Source organism: Paraburkholderia hospita, assembly GCF_002902965.1.
In the GTDB taxonomy this organism is placed as follows: domain Bacteria; phylum Pseudomonadota; class Gammaproteobacteria; order Burkholderiales; family Burkholderiaceae; genus Paraburkholderia; species Paraburkholderia hospita.
In genome coordinates this window covers 2,756,633-2,771,031 of the sequence record NZ_CP026106.1, presented here as the reverse complement: position 1 = coordinate 2,771,031, position 14,399 = coordinate 2,756,633, and the positions used below count along the sequence as shown (strand labels likewise).

The 14,399-nt window shown below is 56.3% G+C and carries 14 protein-coding genes, 2 tRNA genes, 3 rRNA genes and 1 pseudogene; 7 read left to right on the top strand and 13 right to left on the bottom strand.

What is annotated here, in order from left to right; genetic code table 11:
* Nucleotides 1-351: 351 nt before the first annotated feature.
* Nucleotides 352-828 (bottom strand): CreA family protein, encoded by a 477-nt coding sequence (locus C2L64_RS30990; RefSeq protein ID WP_007587052.1) that lies wholly within the window; start codon nucleotides 826-828, stop codon nucleotides 352-354.
* A 689-nt stretch (nucleotides 829-1,517) separates the two neighbouring features.
* On the opposite strand from C2L64_RS30990, the gene C2L64_RS30985 reads away from it, so the two are divergent.
* The 6 genes from C2L64_RS30985 to rrf all read left to right on the top strand — a co-directional run bounded on the left by C2L64_RS30985 (nucleotide 1,518) and on the right by rrf (nucleotide 7,810).
* Nucleotides 1,518-1,784: a hypothetical protein gene (locus C2L64_RS30985; RefSeq protein WP_242681991.1), complete on the top strand. Its 267-nt coding sequence runs from the start codon at nucleotides 1,518-1,520 to the stop codon at nucleotides 1,782-1,784.
* Nucleotides 1,785-2,560: 776 nt separating this feature from the next.
* A 16S ribosomal RNA gene (locus C2L64_RS30975) occupies nucleotides 2,561-4,091 on the top strand.
* 65 nt (nucleotides 4,092-4,156) lie between these two features.
* Nucleotides 4,157-4,233: transfer RNA gene (locus C2L64_RS30970), tRNA-Ile, on the top strand.
* Nucleotides 4,234-4,284: 51 nt separating this feature from the next.
* Nucleotides 4,285-4,360: transfer RNA gene (locus tag C2L64_RS30965), tRNA-Ala, on the top strand.
* Nucleotides 4,361-4,670: 310 nt separating this feature from the next.
* A 23S ribosomal RNA gene (locus C2L64_RS30960) occupies nucleotides 4,671-7,551 on the top strand.
* A gap of 145 nt (nucleotides 7,552-7,696) precedes the next feature.
* Nucleotides 7,697-7,810 (top strand): 5S ribosomal RNA (gene rrf / locus C2L64_RS30955).
* Together the 16S, 23S and 5S rRNA genes with 2 tRNA genes alongside form the textbook arrangement of a ribosomal RNA operon.
* A 1,541-nt stretch (nucleotides 7,811-9,351) precedes the next feature.
* Here the strand turns inward: rrf and C2L64_RS30945 are convergent.
* The 7 genes from C2L64_RS30945 to C2L64_RS30915 form a co-directional block, all read right to left on the bottom strand.
* Entirely contained in the window at nucleotides 9,352-9,585 is a 234-nt protein-coding gene (locus tag C2L64_RS30945) for a hypothetical protein (RefSeq protein WP_007576420.1), read from the bottom strand.
* 91 nt (nucleotides 9,586-9,676) lie between these two features.
* Nucleotides 9,677-9,901: a hypothetical protein gene (locus tag C2L64_RS30940; RefSeq protein ID WP_007576421.1), complete on the bottom strand. Its 225-nt coding sequence runs from the start codon at nucleotides 9,899-9,901 to the stop codon at nucleotides 9,677-9,679.
* A 48-nt stretch (nucleotides 9,902-9,949) separates the two neighbouring features.
* On the bottom strand, nucleotides 9,950-10,177 hold the full coding sequence (locus C2L64_RS30935; RefSeq protein ID WP_079482058.1) for a hypothetical protein: 228 nt from the start codon (nucleotides 10,175-10,177) through the stop codon (nucleotides 9,950-9,952).
* Nucleotides 10,178-10,224: 47 nt separating this feature from the next.
* Nucleotides 10,225-10,449 carry a hypothetical protein gene (locus C2L64_RS30930; protein WP_079482057.1) on the bottom strand — a complete coding sequence of 75 codons (225 nt, stop codon included), beginning with the start codon at nucleotides 10,447-10,449 and terminating at the stop codon, nucleotides 10,225-10,227.
* Nucleotides 10,450-10,497: 48 nt separating this feature from the next.
* Nucleotides 10,498-10,725: a hypothetical protein gene (locus C2L64_RS30925; protein WP_079482059.1), complete on the bottom strand. Its 228-nt coding sequence runs from the start codon at nucleotides 10,723-10,725 to the stop codon at nucleotides 10,498-10,500.
* A gap of 48 nt (nucleotides 10,726-10,773) precedes the next feature.
* Entirely contained in the window at nucleotides 10,774-11,001 is a 228-nt protein-coding gene (locus C2L64_RS30920; protein ID WP_079482058.1) for a hypothetical protein, read from the bottom strand.
* 48 nt (nucleotides 11,002-11,049) lie between these two features.
* Nucleotides 11,050-11,277 (bottom strand): hypothetical protein, encoded by a 228-nt coding sequence (locus C2L64_RS30915; protein ID WP_090839376.1) that lies wholly within the window; start codon nucleotides 11,275-11,277, stop codon nucleotides 11,050-11,052.
* 440 nt (nucleotides 11,278-11,717) lie between these two features.
* On the opposite strand from C2L64_RS30915, the pseudogene C2L64_RS30910 reads away from it, so the two are divergent.
* A pseudogene (locus tag C2L64_RS30910) lies at nucleotides 11,718-12,340 on the top strand (tyrosine-type recombinase/integrase); the annotation flags it as partial.
* A 261-nt stretch (nucleotides 12,341-12,601) separates the two neighbouring features.
* Here C2L64_RS30910 and C2L64_RS30905 read toward each other — a convergent pair.
* The 5 genes from C2L64_RS30905 to C2L64_RS30885 all read right to left on the bottom strand — a co-directional run bounded on the left by C2L64_RS30905 (nucleotide 12,602) and on the right by C2L64_RS30885 (nucleotide 13,975).
* Nucleotides 12,602-12,835 carry a hypothetical protein gene (locus tag C2L64_RS30905; RefSeq protein ID WP_007576420.1) on the bottom strand — a complete coding sequence of 78 codons (234 nt, stop codon included), beginning with the start codon at nucleotides 12,833-12,835 and terminating at the stop codon, nucleotides 12,602-12,604.
* Nucleotides 12,836-12,926: 91 nt separating this feature from the next.
* On the bottom strand, nucleotides 12,927-13,151 hold the full coding sequence (locus C2L64_RS30900) for a hypothetical protein (protein WP_103153732.1): 225 nt from the start codon (nucleotides 13,149-13,151) through the stop codon (nucleotides 12,927-12,929).
* 48 nt (nucleotides 13,152-13,199) lie between these two features.
* Entirely contained in the window at nucleotides 13,200-13,427 is a 228-nt protein-coding gene (locus C2L64_RS30895; protein WP_079482058.1) for a hypothetical protein, read from the bottom strand.
* 47 nt (nucleotides 13,428-13,474) lie between these two features.
* Entirely contained in the window at nucleotides 13,475-13,699 is a 225-nt protein-coding gene (locus C2L64_RS30890) for a hypothetical protein (protein WP_079482057.1), read from the bottom strand.
* 48 nt (nucleotides 13,700-13,747) lie between these two features.
* On the bottom strand, nucleotides 13,748-13,975 hold the full coding sequence (locus tag C2L64_RS30885; protein ID WP_079482056.1) for a hypothetical protein: 228 nt from the start codon (nucleotides 13,973-13,975) through the stop codon (nucleotides 13,748-13,750).
* Nucleotides 13,976-14,399: the final 424 nt, after the last annotated feature.

Here is a 14,399-nt window from a genome sequence, read left to right as displayed (position 1 = left end):
TCGCAGGCGGCAGCGCCACGCATCCCCTTGGAGTGCACGGGTCGCCGGCGTTGCCGTATCCGGTGGGGCGGATAGTGAGTGCGTTTGCCTAGCCGGAATGGCACCGGAGAATCTACGGAATTTTGCTCGAAAGCTAGATGCGGAAACTGTGCCTCCGCAGTTGGTGGCGAGACCTGAAACCATTGAATCGGATCGAGGACGCTTGCGTACCCGAAGATGGTTCAAGGCTCTTCTGCGCCCTTGAACTCGACATGGTGCCGATGCCCATCGGTTCGATACCGTTCGAATGCGGCGGATATATACCAGCCCGAGTGTCGTTCTGATCACCGGGGCGGCGAAACTACTGCGTCGTTATTCTGCGGGCCGCCTTGCACGTACGGGCAGCCGGATCACGTCGACGTGACCTGGCAAGTCCCCTGCCAATTCGTTTTCCGTGTAGCTGACATACAGTACGGTCAGGCGGTTCGGGTCCAGAATCCGGAATATGTGCAGGAAGCGGAAAATCGGGTCCACCGTTGCGTCGAAGACCTGGGCTTGGCGAGGAACCTTGTTCGGCGTGTCCAGCGTGCGCACTTGATGGCAGGAGACTTCAACGTCAGGCGTAGGCGTTGGCGGAGCGCTACCGCCCAGACCGTTCTCGTCGTGCGATCTCGAAACGTAACAGGTAACGCCTTTCAGGAGCGGATCGTCATACGCGGATACTCTGATCTGCCCGCCGTAACGATGCGAGTGAGTTGCGATTTTCGCCAATTCCTCGCCTTGAACAGGGAGCGTTACGTACGACACCAGTATTGTCAAAATCCAGGGAATCGAAAAGTGGCGTCTCATGACGTGTCTCCTACGCCTGCATGGAATGCCAGACGCGAATCTCTTGATTGATTGGTGAGTTGTTTGAACCAGATTACGAGCACACGTCTAGCCGTCATTGACCGAAGTCAACGGGAGGTCGATTGCACCACGTCATAACTTCGTCGAAACGGATCCAGTTGGGTTTTGCGATGAGGCAGATTTCCATGCCGCCCCCGGCGGACAATCTCGGCGACATTCTTCGCGTCCCCGGATTCTGCATATGCATGCCATTGGCCACGCTAGCCGTGCCGTGGTTGCGGATCCCGTCCTCGTAAGAATCCTGTATCCAGAGAAAAGCTCAGCCCACGCCCGTTGCATTGACGCATGTCAAACACACTATTGAGCCGCATCGTCGGCCGTCAACGGGCCCGCTAACTCCGTCGCCCACGTTTGCCCTACCTTCGTTTGTTCCACTGCGGTCTTTCGATCGCCATCCAGCTACTTGATTCAGGTCAACCCTGGCAGTCCGGACGGCCGTACATTCATCGGTAATAGCATGTGAGTGGACTGCATCAACGCGTTCCGCTGTTCGCGTCTTCATGCTGCAAACGCGTTGCAGAAGTGAGGAAAGAAGTTCTGGAGGTGCCTGCTGCGTTCTGTCGTGACCGGCTTTGTTCCGAATTGACTTCAGCTAACTTCGTTTCACCCAAACTTCACCCGTAGAGGAAATGATGAATGCAACATCCCCGTCAGAAGTCCCCGTCGCGGCGACGGCCGACGATATCCGGAAGATCATCGGGCCTTTCGAAGACGATGTCGTGGTGAAGATCATGAAAAATGAGCCCACGGTTGACGATGTCAGGCACGCCTATTCCTGGCTCCGATCAGACGAGTACCTCCAGCGACACCTAAAGCATAATCTAGGCGCGGGGGCCGCCAACGTCTTTGAAATCCTTGCTGACGAATATCCGGAACTGGGCGATCCTGTGTTGTGACTGGCTGCCGTGCCGCCGAGCGCTATTTCGCGAAAGTTTTGGCGACGAGGTGATTTCCTTGCGTCGAGTGCTCGAAGTAGCGTCGCTGCAGAGTGCACGGGTCGAAACGGAAGGATTGGATGGGGTGGAGCCAGTGGAACGGGGCGCGCAGAGTTCGGCCCGAACAGTTCAGATTCATTGGCTAGCCGTTACCTCGACGAACATGGCGACCTGATGGTTGAAGACCACGTGCAAGTTCACATGAACATGCTGTTTGGGGCCATCCCGACGGGAACAGCAAAGCATTACTCGATCTATAGATTTAAACGCGTATCGAACTGACCGGCGCAATTTGCGACTACCAATGCGACGGATAGTCGGATGGAGATACGGGGAATTTTTTGCGTTCGTTTGTCTCGTGAATCATTCGACCCCGATTCGTTTATTTTCGTCAGAGGTTCGTCGCGTGAATGAGAAGTCACGATGGAAAAATATTTTTCCGATTCCTCTTGACGTTGCGTGTCGGGTGGCTCAAAATTCGCCTCCCTCGTTGCTGAGGACGCGAAAAAGCAAGGCGCTTCTCGCGGATGTTCTTTAACAATCAACAGCCGATAAGTGTGGGTGCTCGATGGCGGCGCGCGGTGATCTTCGGGTCACTGAACAAGCGAAAGTAATCGAGTCTCACACAGAAGTAATTGAGGAAGGTTCAACGGATTGAGAAATTCGACCGAATCATTCGTCAGTGATTTTGAGTGAGCGACCGGTTGGTAAAACAACCGAAAAACAGTAACAGGTTTGAACTGAAGAGTTTGATCCTGGCTCAGATTGAACGCTGGCGGCATGCCTTACACATGCAAGTCGAACGGCAGCACGGGGGCAACCCTGGTGGCGAGTGGCGAACGGGTGAGTAATACATCGGAACGTGTCCTGGAGTGGGGGATAGCCCGGCGAAAGCCGGATTAATACCGCATACGATCTCTGGATGAAAGCGGGGGACCGAAAGGCCTCGCGCTCAAGGGGCGGCCGATGGCAGATTAGCTAGTTGGTGGGGTAAAGGCCTACCAAGGCGACGATCTGTAGCTGGTCTGAGAGGACGACCAGCCACACTGGGACTGAGACACGGCCCAGACTCCTACGGGAGGCAGCAGTGGGGAATTTTGGACAATGGGGGCAACCCTGATCCAGCAATGCCGCGTGTGTGAAGAAGGCCTTCGGGTTGTAAAGCACTTTTGTCCGGAAAGAAAACCGCTTCTCTAATACAGAGGTGGGATGACGGTACCGGAAGAATAAGCACCGGCTAACTACGTGCCAGCAGCCGCGGTAATACGTAGGGTGCGAGCGTTAATCGGAATTACTGGGCGTAAAGCGTGCGCAGGCGGTTCGCTAAGACCGATGTGAAATCCCCGGGCTTAACCTGGGAACTGCATTGGTGACTGGCGGGCTAGAGTATGGCAGAGGGGGGTAGAATTCCACGTGTAGCAGTGAAATGCGTAGAGATGTGGAGGAATACCGATGGCGAAGGCAGCCCCCTGGGCCAATACTGACGCTCATGCACGAAAGCGTGGGGAGCAAACAGGATTAGATACCCTGGTAGTCCACGCCCTAAACGATGTCAACTAGTTGTCGGGTCTTCATTGACTTGGTAACGAAGCTAACGCGTGAAGTTGACCGCCTGGGGAGTACGGTCGCAAGATTAAAACTCAAAGGAATTGACGGGGACCCGCACAAGCGGTGGATGATGTGGATTAATTCGATGCAACGCGAAAAACCTTACCTACCCTTGACATGTACGGAACCTTGCCGAGAGGTGAGGGTGCCCGAAAGGGAGCCGTAACACAGGTGCTGCATGGCTGTCGTCAGCTCGTGTCGTGAGATGTTGGGTTAAGTCCCGCAACGAGCGCAACCCTTGTCCCTAGTTGCTACGCAAGAGCACTCTAGGGAGACTGCCGGTGACAAACCGGAGGAAGGTGGGGATGACGTCAAGTCCTCATGGCCCTTATGGGTAGGGCTTCACACGTCATACAATGGTCGGAACAGAGGGTTGCCAAGCCGCGAGGTGGAGCCAATCCCAGAAAACCGATCGTAGTCCGGATCGCAGTCTGCAACTCGACTGCGTGAAGCTGGAATCGCTAGTAATCGCGGATCAGCATGCCGCGGTGAATACGTTCCCGGGTCTTGTACACACCGCCCGTCACACCATGGGAGTGGGTTTTACCAGAAGTGGCTAGTCTAACCGCAAGGAGGACGGTCACCACGGTAGGATTCATGACTGGGGTGAAGTCGTAACAAGGTAGCCGTATCGGAAGGTGCGGCTGGATCACCTCCTTTCCAGAGCTTCGCGTCTCAAAGTTGAGCGCTCACACTTGTCGGCTGTTAATTGAAGACAGGCTCAGGGGTCTGTAGCTCAGTCGGTTAGAGCACCGTCTTGATAAGGCGGGGGTCGATGGTTCGAATCCATCCAGACCCACCAGCGTCTTGTCTGCGGTGGCTGACCGATGATTCCCCTGTGTACTGTATGACTGGGGGATTAGCTCAGCTGGGAGAGCACCTGCTTTGCAAGCAGGGGGTCGTCGGTTCGATCCCGTCATCCTCCACCAATTCCCAATGCACAGTGTTCTGCAGAACGCAGAAGACTTCGCATTGGCAATTGAGCCAGTCAGTGAAGATATGCGGTTATAGCAATCGCGATATCGGCTGTCGTTCTTTAACAATCAGGAAGAAGTAGTAAAGAGATTCGCGAAAGCGTGCTTAGAGATGGGCGCGTGAGTAGGTGAATCAGGGTTGTGATTGTATCAATGTATTTTTAAGGGTTGTCGAAAGACAGCCTTGGAATACGGCACAACGCTAAAACTCAACCTGTAGCGAGTGGGTCTGACGTGGCAACACGGAGAGACACACCCGTTATAGGGTCAAGCGAACAAGTGCATGTGGTGGATGCCTTGGCGATCACAGGCGATGAAGGACGCGGTAGCCTGCGAAAAGCTTCGGGGAGCTGGCAAACGAGCAATGATCCGAAGATGTCCGAATGGGGAAACCCACTCCGAATGGAGTATCCGTAGCTGAATACATAGGCTACGTGAAGCGAACGCGGTGAACTGAAACATCTAAGTAACCGCAGGAAAAGAAATCAACCGAGATTCCCAAAGTAGTGGCGAGCGAAATGGGACCAGCCTGTACTCTTTATCTTTGCTGTTAGCCAAACGCTCTGGAAAGTGCGGCCATAGTGGGTGATAGCCCCGTAGGCGAAAACAGCGAGGAAGAACTAGGTGTACGACAAGTAGGGCGGGACACGTGAAATCCTGTCTGAAGATGGGGGGACCATCCTCCAAGGCTAAATACTCGTGATCGACCGATAGTGAACCAGTACCGTGAGGGAAAGGCGAAAAGAACCCCGGGAGGGGAGTGAAATAGATCCTGAAACCGCATGCATACAAACAGTCGGAGCCTCGCAAGGGGTGACGGCGTACCTTTTGTATAATGGGTCAGCGACTTACATTCAGTGGCGAGCTTAACCGATTAGGGCAGGCGTAGCGAAAGCGAGTCCGAACAGGGCGATTCAGTCGCTGGGTGTAGACCCGAAACCAGGTGATCTATCCATGGCCAGGATGAAGGTGCGGTAACACGTACTGGAGGTCCGAACCCACTAACGTTGAAAAGTTAGGGGATGAGCTGTGGATAGGGGTGAAAGGCTAAACAAACCTGGAAATAGCTGGTTCTCTCCGAAAACTATTTAGGTAGTGCCTCGTGTATCACCTTCGGGGGTAGAGCACTGTCATGGTTGAAGGGTCCATTGCGGATTACTTCGCCATAGCAAACTCCGAATACCGAAGAGTGCAATCACGGGAGACAGACATCGGGTGCTAACGTCCGGTGTCAAGAGGGAAACAACCCAGACCGCCAGCTAAGGTCCCCAAATATGACTAAGTGGGAAACGAAGTGGGAAGGCTAAAACAGTCAGGAGGTTGGCTTAGAAGCAGCCATCCTTTAAAGAAAGCGTAATAGCTCACTGATCGAGTCGTCCTGCGCGGAAGATGTAACGGGGCTAAGTCATATACCGAAGCTGCGGATGCACATTTATGTGCATGGTAGGAGAGCGTTCCGTAAGCCTGCGAAGGTGCACTGGAAAGTGTGCTGGAGGTATCGGAAGTGCGAATGCTGACATGAGTAGCGATAAAGGGGGTGAAAGGCCCCCTCGCCGTAAGCCCAAGGTTTCCTACGCAACGTTCATCGGCGTAGGGTGAGTCGGCCCCTAAGGCGAGGCAGAAATGCGTAGCTGATGGGAAGCAGGTCAATATTCCTGCACCAGTGTGAAATGCGATGGGGGGACGGATCGCGGAAGGTTGTCCGGGTGTTGGAAGTCCCGGTCGCTGCGTTGGAGAAGGTGCTCTGGCAAATCCGGGCACGGAATTCAAGGGCGTGGCGCGAGCTCCTTCGGGAGCGAAGCAATCGGAAGGGGTTCCAGGAAAAGCCTCTAAGCTTCAGTTTCACATTGACCGTACCGCAAACCGACACAGGTGGGCGAGATGAGTATTCTAAGGCGCTTGAGAGAACTCGGGAGAAGGAACTCGGCAAATTGGTACCGTAACTTCGGGATAAGGTACGCCCCTGTAGCTTGATGCCCCTGCGGGCAAAGGGTGAAGGGGTTGCAATAAACTGGTGGCTGCGACTGTTTAATAAAAACACAGCACTCTGCAAACACGAAAGTGGACGTATAGGGTGTGACGCCTGCCCGGTGCCGGAAGATTAAATGATGGGGTGCAAGCTCTTGATTGAAGTCCCGGTAAACGGCGGCCGTAACTATAACGGTCCTAAGGTAGCGAAATTCCTTGTCGGGTAAGTTCCGACCTGCACGAATGGCGTAACGATGGCCACACTGTCTCCTCCCGAGACTCAGCGAAGTTGAAGTGTTTGTGATGATGCAATCTCCCCGCGGCTAGACGGAAAGACCCCATGAACCTTTACTGTAGCTTTGCATTGGACTTTGAACCGATCTGTGTAGGATAGGTGGGAGGCTATGAAGCTGGGACGCTAGTCTCAGTGGAGCCGTCCTTGAAATACCACCCTGGTTTGTTTGAGGTTCTAACCTTGGCCCGTGATCCGGGTCGGGGACAGTGCATGGTGGGCAGTTTGACTGGGGCGGTCTCCTCCCAAAGTGTAACGGAGGAGTACGAAGGTACGCTAGGTACGGTCGGAAATCGTGCTGATAGTGCAATGGCATAAGCGTGCTTAACTGCGAGACCGACAAGTCGAGCAGGTGCGAAAGCAGGTCATAGTGATCCGGTGGTTCTGTATGGAAGGGCCATCGCTCAACGGATAAAAGGTACTCTGGGGATAACAGGCTGATACCGCCCAAGAGTTCATATCGACGGCGGTGTTTGGCACCTCGATGTCGGCTCATCTCATCCTGGGGCTGTAGCCGGTCCCAAGGGTATGGCTGTTCGCCATTTAAAGAGGTACGTGAGCTGGGTTTAAAACGTCGTGAGACAGTTTGGTCCCTATCTGCCGTGGGCGCTGGATATTTGAAGGGGGCTGCTCCTAGTACGAGAGGACCGGAGTGGACGAACCTCTGGTGTACCGGTTGTCACGCCAGTGGCATCGCCGGGTAGCTATGTTCGGAAGAGATAACCGCTGAAAGCATCTAAGCGGGAAACTCGCCTTGAGATGAGATATCCCCGGGGCTTCGAGCCCCTTGAAGGGTCGTTCAAGACCAGGACGTTGATAGGTCAGGTGTGGAAGCGCAGTAATGCGTTAAGCTAACTGATACTAATTGCCCGTAAGGCTTGATCCTATAACAGGTGTGTCTTACCCCAACGGGGTGAGCAGGACACACAGGTTGAGATCGGTGTTGTGCCAGAAACAACACAACCCCCCTCTTTACGCTTCTTCCAGATTGGCTGTGGCGCACCTCAAATGCGACGCAGCAACCCGTCATGCCTGATGACCATAGCGAGTCGGTACCACCCCTTCCCATCCCGAACAGGACCGTGAAACGACTCCACGCCGATGATAGTGCGGATTGCCCGTGTGAAAGTAGGTAATCGTCAGGCTCCTTACCCAAGACCAAGACCCCGCCCTCAAAAGCGGGGTCTTGGCGTTTCTGCGGCCCTTGCAAGAGCGCCCCCGACTCTGGGGTGATGCCGATGTAGGCATGGAAGGCATGGTATTTCATTGATGGAACTCCCACTTTCGCGCAAATTATCGCAAAGCGGAAGTTGGCACAGCGCGAAGGTTTCAACGAGCGGCCTACAGTCAGTTCTTGAGCGAGTACAGTCGGGCTATTGATGCCGCTCGCTTATCGCACGGAACCGTCACTCGAACGGCTGGTTCACTCCGAAACCTGCCCGATGCTCAATGCGAGCATATCGGTCACAGCCGGCGTTCGGCGATAGGGAGCAGTGCGTCGGTTGCACGTTGGTTTCCATCCGAGCGCCGCTGCGGCTCCAGCTAGCGTGTCGACTTTCGTCACGTGCCTGAGGTCAACGATTCGATTTACGGCCTGCGGGGTCGTGCCGAGTCGAAGTGCGAAGATGGTGTTACCTTCTGCTGGATCATCTCATTCAGAAGCGCGACTTTCGTAGAGACGGTAACGGGGGCTGGACGACCATTCCTTCGCATTTTTTTGTTTCGAAGGGGCACTGTGCGCCAATCGTCGAAATAACAACCCATAGCCGTGCGCAACGCGTCTGCCTCCATTGCACGCGCTTCTTCCATCGTATCGCCGCTAGACAGGGCTTTAGGGGAGTCCCGAAAGGACCCGGAAATTCGTCGCCATTCGGTTCAAACACGGCACGATAACGCGACATATGAAGGCTGCTCGTCGTCCGATACTGTCTCGGACCCAGAACACACAGTCGCGGTCCCAGTCTGCTTGCACTCTTACGTTGCGGTCTCAAGGAGCAGCGGCATGATTCGTCCCGTTCACGAGACTGTCGTAATGTTCGCATTCGCTACAAGGGTACGTCGTGTTGGTGTGTCTAAATTGTGCCCGCAACATGCTGAACGCAGAATAAATCCATCGAAAACTGTGACAATCCCAGTGCTGACCGGCGCGAGACTGTTGTTGAAAAATCAATACGTTAGCGAATCTTGTCAAAAAATCTCCCGGACTCCTCATCCGGCGCGATCCGTCAGCTTCTCATTTGGACTGAGCGCCAACTAACGTCGCTTGATCCGTTGCTGCATAAGACTTCTACCCGATCGCCAAAGCGGCCGCTCTCCCTTGGTTGCACCCTCTGAGTTCGAGGACAGGTCGAGGCGCACCACGCAGCGGTATGACCGGCGCCATGCTGACATCAGCCTCGACGAGGTCGAGCGGATTCACCTGTAGACCGGGGCGGATGGGCATGTTGATCCCACACATGGGCGACCAACGCCCCACAAACAAGGAGGCCCGCCAGCGGGGAACGGACTGGCGGGCCTGAAGCCGGCAAGGGACAAGACCTGACGGCATTCCTCTCAGAAGGAACTTCTAGAGCACATCTTCTCTTAACGCTTACCCCGTGCTGTGGTGCTGTCTTGAACTGTTCGAAGGGGTCTGGCGAACCCGACAAACGTTTTTATATGGGAACGGCCGTTTCATGCCCGGGACTTACAGCAGTCCCTTGAGAAACTGCAGTCCGCCGAAATTCTGCAGCGTCGGAATATCGATCTTCATGTCGGTCTGGATGACCGGCGCCACCACGATAGCCGGGCTGGCGAAACCACCGCCGAACGCTGCGTTCACGTTGCCAAAATTGTAGTTACTGCCGCCGCGCACTGCAGACAGCGCGTCGTTGGACAGTGCCTGATGATGCGAAAGATCCGTGATCGTCAGCGAGGCCATGGTGAAGCTCCTGGTGTGGCGTGTAGCGGGACGGGAGAGCATGCACTGTCTGCGACCAGGCAGACGCGGTGCGGCTCTCCCGTGTGTGGCTTTACTTGACCAGCTGCAGGCCGCCGAAGTTCTGGATCGTCGGGATGATGACCTGCGTGTCGGTCTGCGTGACGGGCGCCACCACGATGGACGGGCTGGCGAAGCCGCCACCGAACGCGGCATTCGTGTTGTAGGCGTTGTAGTTGCTGCCGCCGCGCACCGAAGCGAGTGCTTCGACGGAAAGTTCTTCGTTATGCGAGAGGTCTTTGATGGTCAGCGAGGTCATGATCAATCTCCTGGATACGGTATGGGAAGAGGACGACGTGTTTGCGATTTACAGCAGCACAGCCTGCAGGCCGCCGAAGTTCTGGATCGTCGGAATGACGACCTTCGTGTCGGTCTGGGTGACGGGTGCGACCACCACGCCCGGGCTGGCGAAGCCGCCACCGAATGCGGCGTTCACGTTACCGACGTTGTAGTTGCTGCCGCCGCGCACGGAGGCGAGTGCTTCGACGGAAAGTTCTTCGTTATGCGAGAGGTCTTTGATGGTCAGCGAGGTCATGATCAATCTCCTGGATACGGTATGGGAAGAGGTGATGTGTTTGCGATTTACAGCACAGCCTGCAGGCCGCCGAAGTTCTGGATCGTCGGGATGACGACCTTCGTGTCGGTCTGTGTGACGGGCGCCACCACGATAGCCGGGCTGGCGAAGCCGCCACCGAATGCGGCGTTCACGTTACCGACGTTGTAGTTGCTGCCGCCGCGCACGGAGGCGAGTGCTTCGACGGAAAGTTCTTCGTTATGCGAAAGGTCTTTGATGGTCAGCGAGCTCATGGTCAATCTCCTGGATGGGGTATGGTAAGAAGGTGATGTGTTTGCGATTTACAGCAGCACGCCCTGCAGGCCGCCGAAGTTCTGGATCGTCGGGATGACGACCTTCGTGTCGGTCTGTGTGACGGGCGCCACCACGATGGCCGGGCTGGCGAAGCCACCACCGAATGCGGCATTCGTGTTGTAGGCGTTGTAGTTGCTGCCGCCGCGCACCGAAGCGAGTGCTTCGACGGAAAGTTCTTCGTTATGCGAGAGGTCTTTGATGGTCAGCGAGGTCATGATCAATCTCCTGGATACGGTATGGGAAGAGGACGATGTGTTTGCGATTTACAGCAGCACAGCCTGCAGGCCGCCGAAGTTCTGGATCGTCGGGATGACGACCTTCGTGTCGGTCTGGGTGACGGGTGCAACCACCACGCCCGGGCTGGCGAAGCCACCACCGAATGCGGCGTTCACGTTGCCGACGTTGTAGTTGCTGCCGCCGCGCACCGAGGCGAGCGCTTCGACGGAAAGTTCTTCGTTATGCGAGAGGTCTTTGATGGTCAGCGAGGTCATGATCAATCTCCTGGATACGGTATGGGAAGAGGACGACGTGTTTGCGATTTACAGCAGCACAGCCTGCAGGCCGCCGAAGTTCTGGATCGTCGGGATGACGACCTTCGTGTCGGTCTGTGTGACGGGCGCCACCACGATGGCCGGGCTGGCGAAGCCGCCACCGAATGCGGCGTTCACGTTGCCGACGTTGTAGTTGCTGCCGCCGCGCACCGAGGCGAGTGCTTCGACGGACAGTTCTTCGTTATGCGAGAGGTCTTTGATGGTCAGCGTAGCCATGGTCAATCTCCTGGATCAGTTGTTTCGGGTTGGAAGAGCACGATTTGTTTGCTCTTGCTGCTATATATGCACAGGATGTGCCAGTCGTGTGCAGAACTCCGAAATCACACGATAACCATATGAAATTAAAGGAGATTCTCTCATGGAGATTTTTTGAAGGCGGCTTTTCAAGCGACCAGGCGACAAATGAACGTCTGCTCCCAGCAAACAGATAATCGCGCAGCTGTCCGCTTTAGCCGAACAGCACGCAATGCCGCCGTCTCAATGACGAATGCGCTTCGCGCGACGGATTACACCGTCCCGCAGTGCGTGAGCGCGGGCATACATCGCAATGCAAGTGCTGGAAAGAAGCAGCAACTGAAAAAAGCAGCGCGCGCCCGCCGACAATGTTGTGCTCTTGCGCACCGCAAAATCGGCATTACTCTATCTGCCCCTTTAGCTCATCGTCGGTGCGCGGCTCCAGCCACACCACGAAAAAGGGAAAAACCCCGGTGCTCGATGACCGAGGCGCGGCTGCTGCTCGACCGCATCGATGTGATGACGCCGATCGGCCTCAGGGGGCGCGCGTTGATCGCACTGGTGTTTTCGTTCGTGCGGGTCGGTGCGGCGCTCACGATGCGGGTGGAGGATGTCGGCGTGCAGCAGCGGCGCCTGTGCGTGCGGCTGCGCGAGAAAGGTGGCAAGGCGCACGAGATGCCGCGTCACCATACGCTTGAGGCAGACCTGCACGCGTACCTCGACGGCACCGGCATCGGCACGGACACAAAGGGGCCGCTGTTCCGCACGATCGCGCGTGGCACCGGGAGGCTCAGCACGACGCCACTACCGAAGGCGAACGCGTACGGGATGGTGCACCGGTGGGCGCCAGCCGCCGGCATTGGCACGGCGATCGATCGGCAACCACACGTTCCGCGCCACGGGCATCACCGCCTATCTGAAAAGCGATGGCACGCTCGAGAACGCCGCGGCAATGGCCAATCACGCGTCGAGGCGCACCACGCAGCGGTATGACCGGCGCCATGCTGACATCAGCCTCGACGAGGTCGAGCGGATTCACCTGTAGACCGGGGCGGATGGGCATGTTGATCCCACACATGGGCGACCAACGCCCCACAAACAAGGAGGCCCGCCAGCGGGGAACGGACTGGCGGGCCTGAAGCCGGCAAGGGACAAGACCTGACGGCATTCCTCTCAGAAGGAACTTCTAGAGCACATCTTCTCTTAACGCTTACCCCGTGCTGTGGTGCTGTCTTGAACTGTTCGAAGGGGTCTGGCGAACCCGACAAACGTTTTTATATGGGAACGGCCGTTTCATGCCCGGGACTTACAGCAGTCCCTTGAGAAACTGCAGTCCGCCGAAATTCTGCAGCGTCGGAATATCGATCTTCATGTCGGTCTGGATGACCGGCGCCACCACGATAGCCGGGCTGGCGAAACCACCGCCGAACGCTGCGTTCACGTTGCCAAAATTGTAGTTACTGCCGCCGCGCACTGCAGACAGCGCGTCGTTGGACAGTGCCTGATGATGCGAAAGATCCGTGATCGTCAGCGAGGCCATGGTGAAGCTCCTGGTGTGGCGTGTAGCGGGACGGGAGAGCATGCACTGTCTGCGACCAGGCAGACGCGGTGCGGCTCTCCCGTGTGTGGCTTTACTTGACCAGCTGCAGGCCGCCGAAGTTCTGGATCGTCGGGATGATGACCTGCGTGTCGGTCTGCGTGACGGGCGCCACCACGATGGACGGGCTGGCGAAGCCGCCACCGAACGCGGCATTCGTGTTGTAGGCGTTGTAGTTGCTGCCGCCGCGCACCGAAGCGAGTGCTTCGACGGAAAGTTCTCCGTTATGCGAGAGGTCTTTGATGGTCAGCGAGGTCATGATCAATCTCCTGGATACGGTATGGGAAGAGGACGACGTGTTTGCGATTTACAGCAGCACAGCCTGCAGGCCGCCGAAGTTCTGGATCGTCGGAATGACGACCTTCGTGTCGGTCTGGGTGACGGGTGCGACCACCACGCCCGGGCTGGCGAAGCCGCCACCGAATGCGGCGTTCACGTTACCGACGTTGTAGTTGCTGCCGCCGCGCACGGAGGCGAGTGCTTCGACGGAAAGTTCTTCGTTATGCGAAAGGTCTTTGATGGTCAACGAGGTCATGATCAATCTCCTGGATACGGTATGGGAAGAGGTGATGTGTTTGCGATTTACAGCACAGCCTGCAGGCCGCCGAAGTTCTGGATCGTCGGGATGACGACCTTCGTGTCGGTCTGTGTGACGGGCGCCACCACGATAGCCGGGCTGGCGAAGCCGCCACCGAATGCGGCGTTCACGTTACCGACGTTGTAGTTGCTGCCGCCGCGCACGGAGGCGAGTGCTTCGACGGAAAGTTCTTCGTTATGCGAAAGGTCTTTGATGGTCAGCGAGCTCATGGTCAATCTCCTGGATGGGGTATGGTAAGAAGGTGATGTGTTTGCGATTTACAGCAGCACGCCCTGCAGGCCGCCGAAGTTCTGGATCGTCGGGATGACGACCTTCGTGTCGGTCTGGGTGACGGGCGCCACCACGATAGCCGGGCTGGCGAAGCCACCACCGAACGCGGCGTTCGTGTTGTAGGCGTTGTAGTTGCTGCCGCCGCGCACGGAGGCGAGTGCTTCGACGGAAAGTTCTTCGTTATGCGAGAGGTCTTTGATGGTCAGCGTAGCCATGGTCAATCTCCTGGATCAGTTGCTTCGGGTTGGAAGAGCACGATTTGTTTGCGCTCGCTGCTACATATGCACAGGGTGTGCCAGTCGTGCGCAGAACTCCGAAATAACACGATAACCATATGAAAATAAAGGAGAATGTATATCGGAGAGTTTTTGAAAACGGCTTTTCAAGCGATCAGGCGACAAATGAACGTCTGCTCCCGGCAAACAGATAATCGCGCGGCTGTCCGCCTTAACCGAACAGCACGCAATGCGCCCATCTCAATGAGTTCCGCGACCGGCGCACCGAGGCGCACTTGAGCAGATCAGCTCGGCCGTAAGCGATGCACGACGCTTTCGAATCTCTCAGTGATCTCAGCGAGTTCGACTTCCTTGAAATGCGTCAATTCTCCGGAATTGACCAGTCGCTGCCGAGGATGGAGGA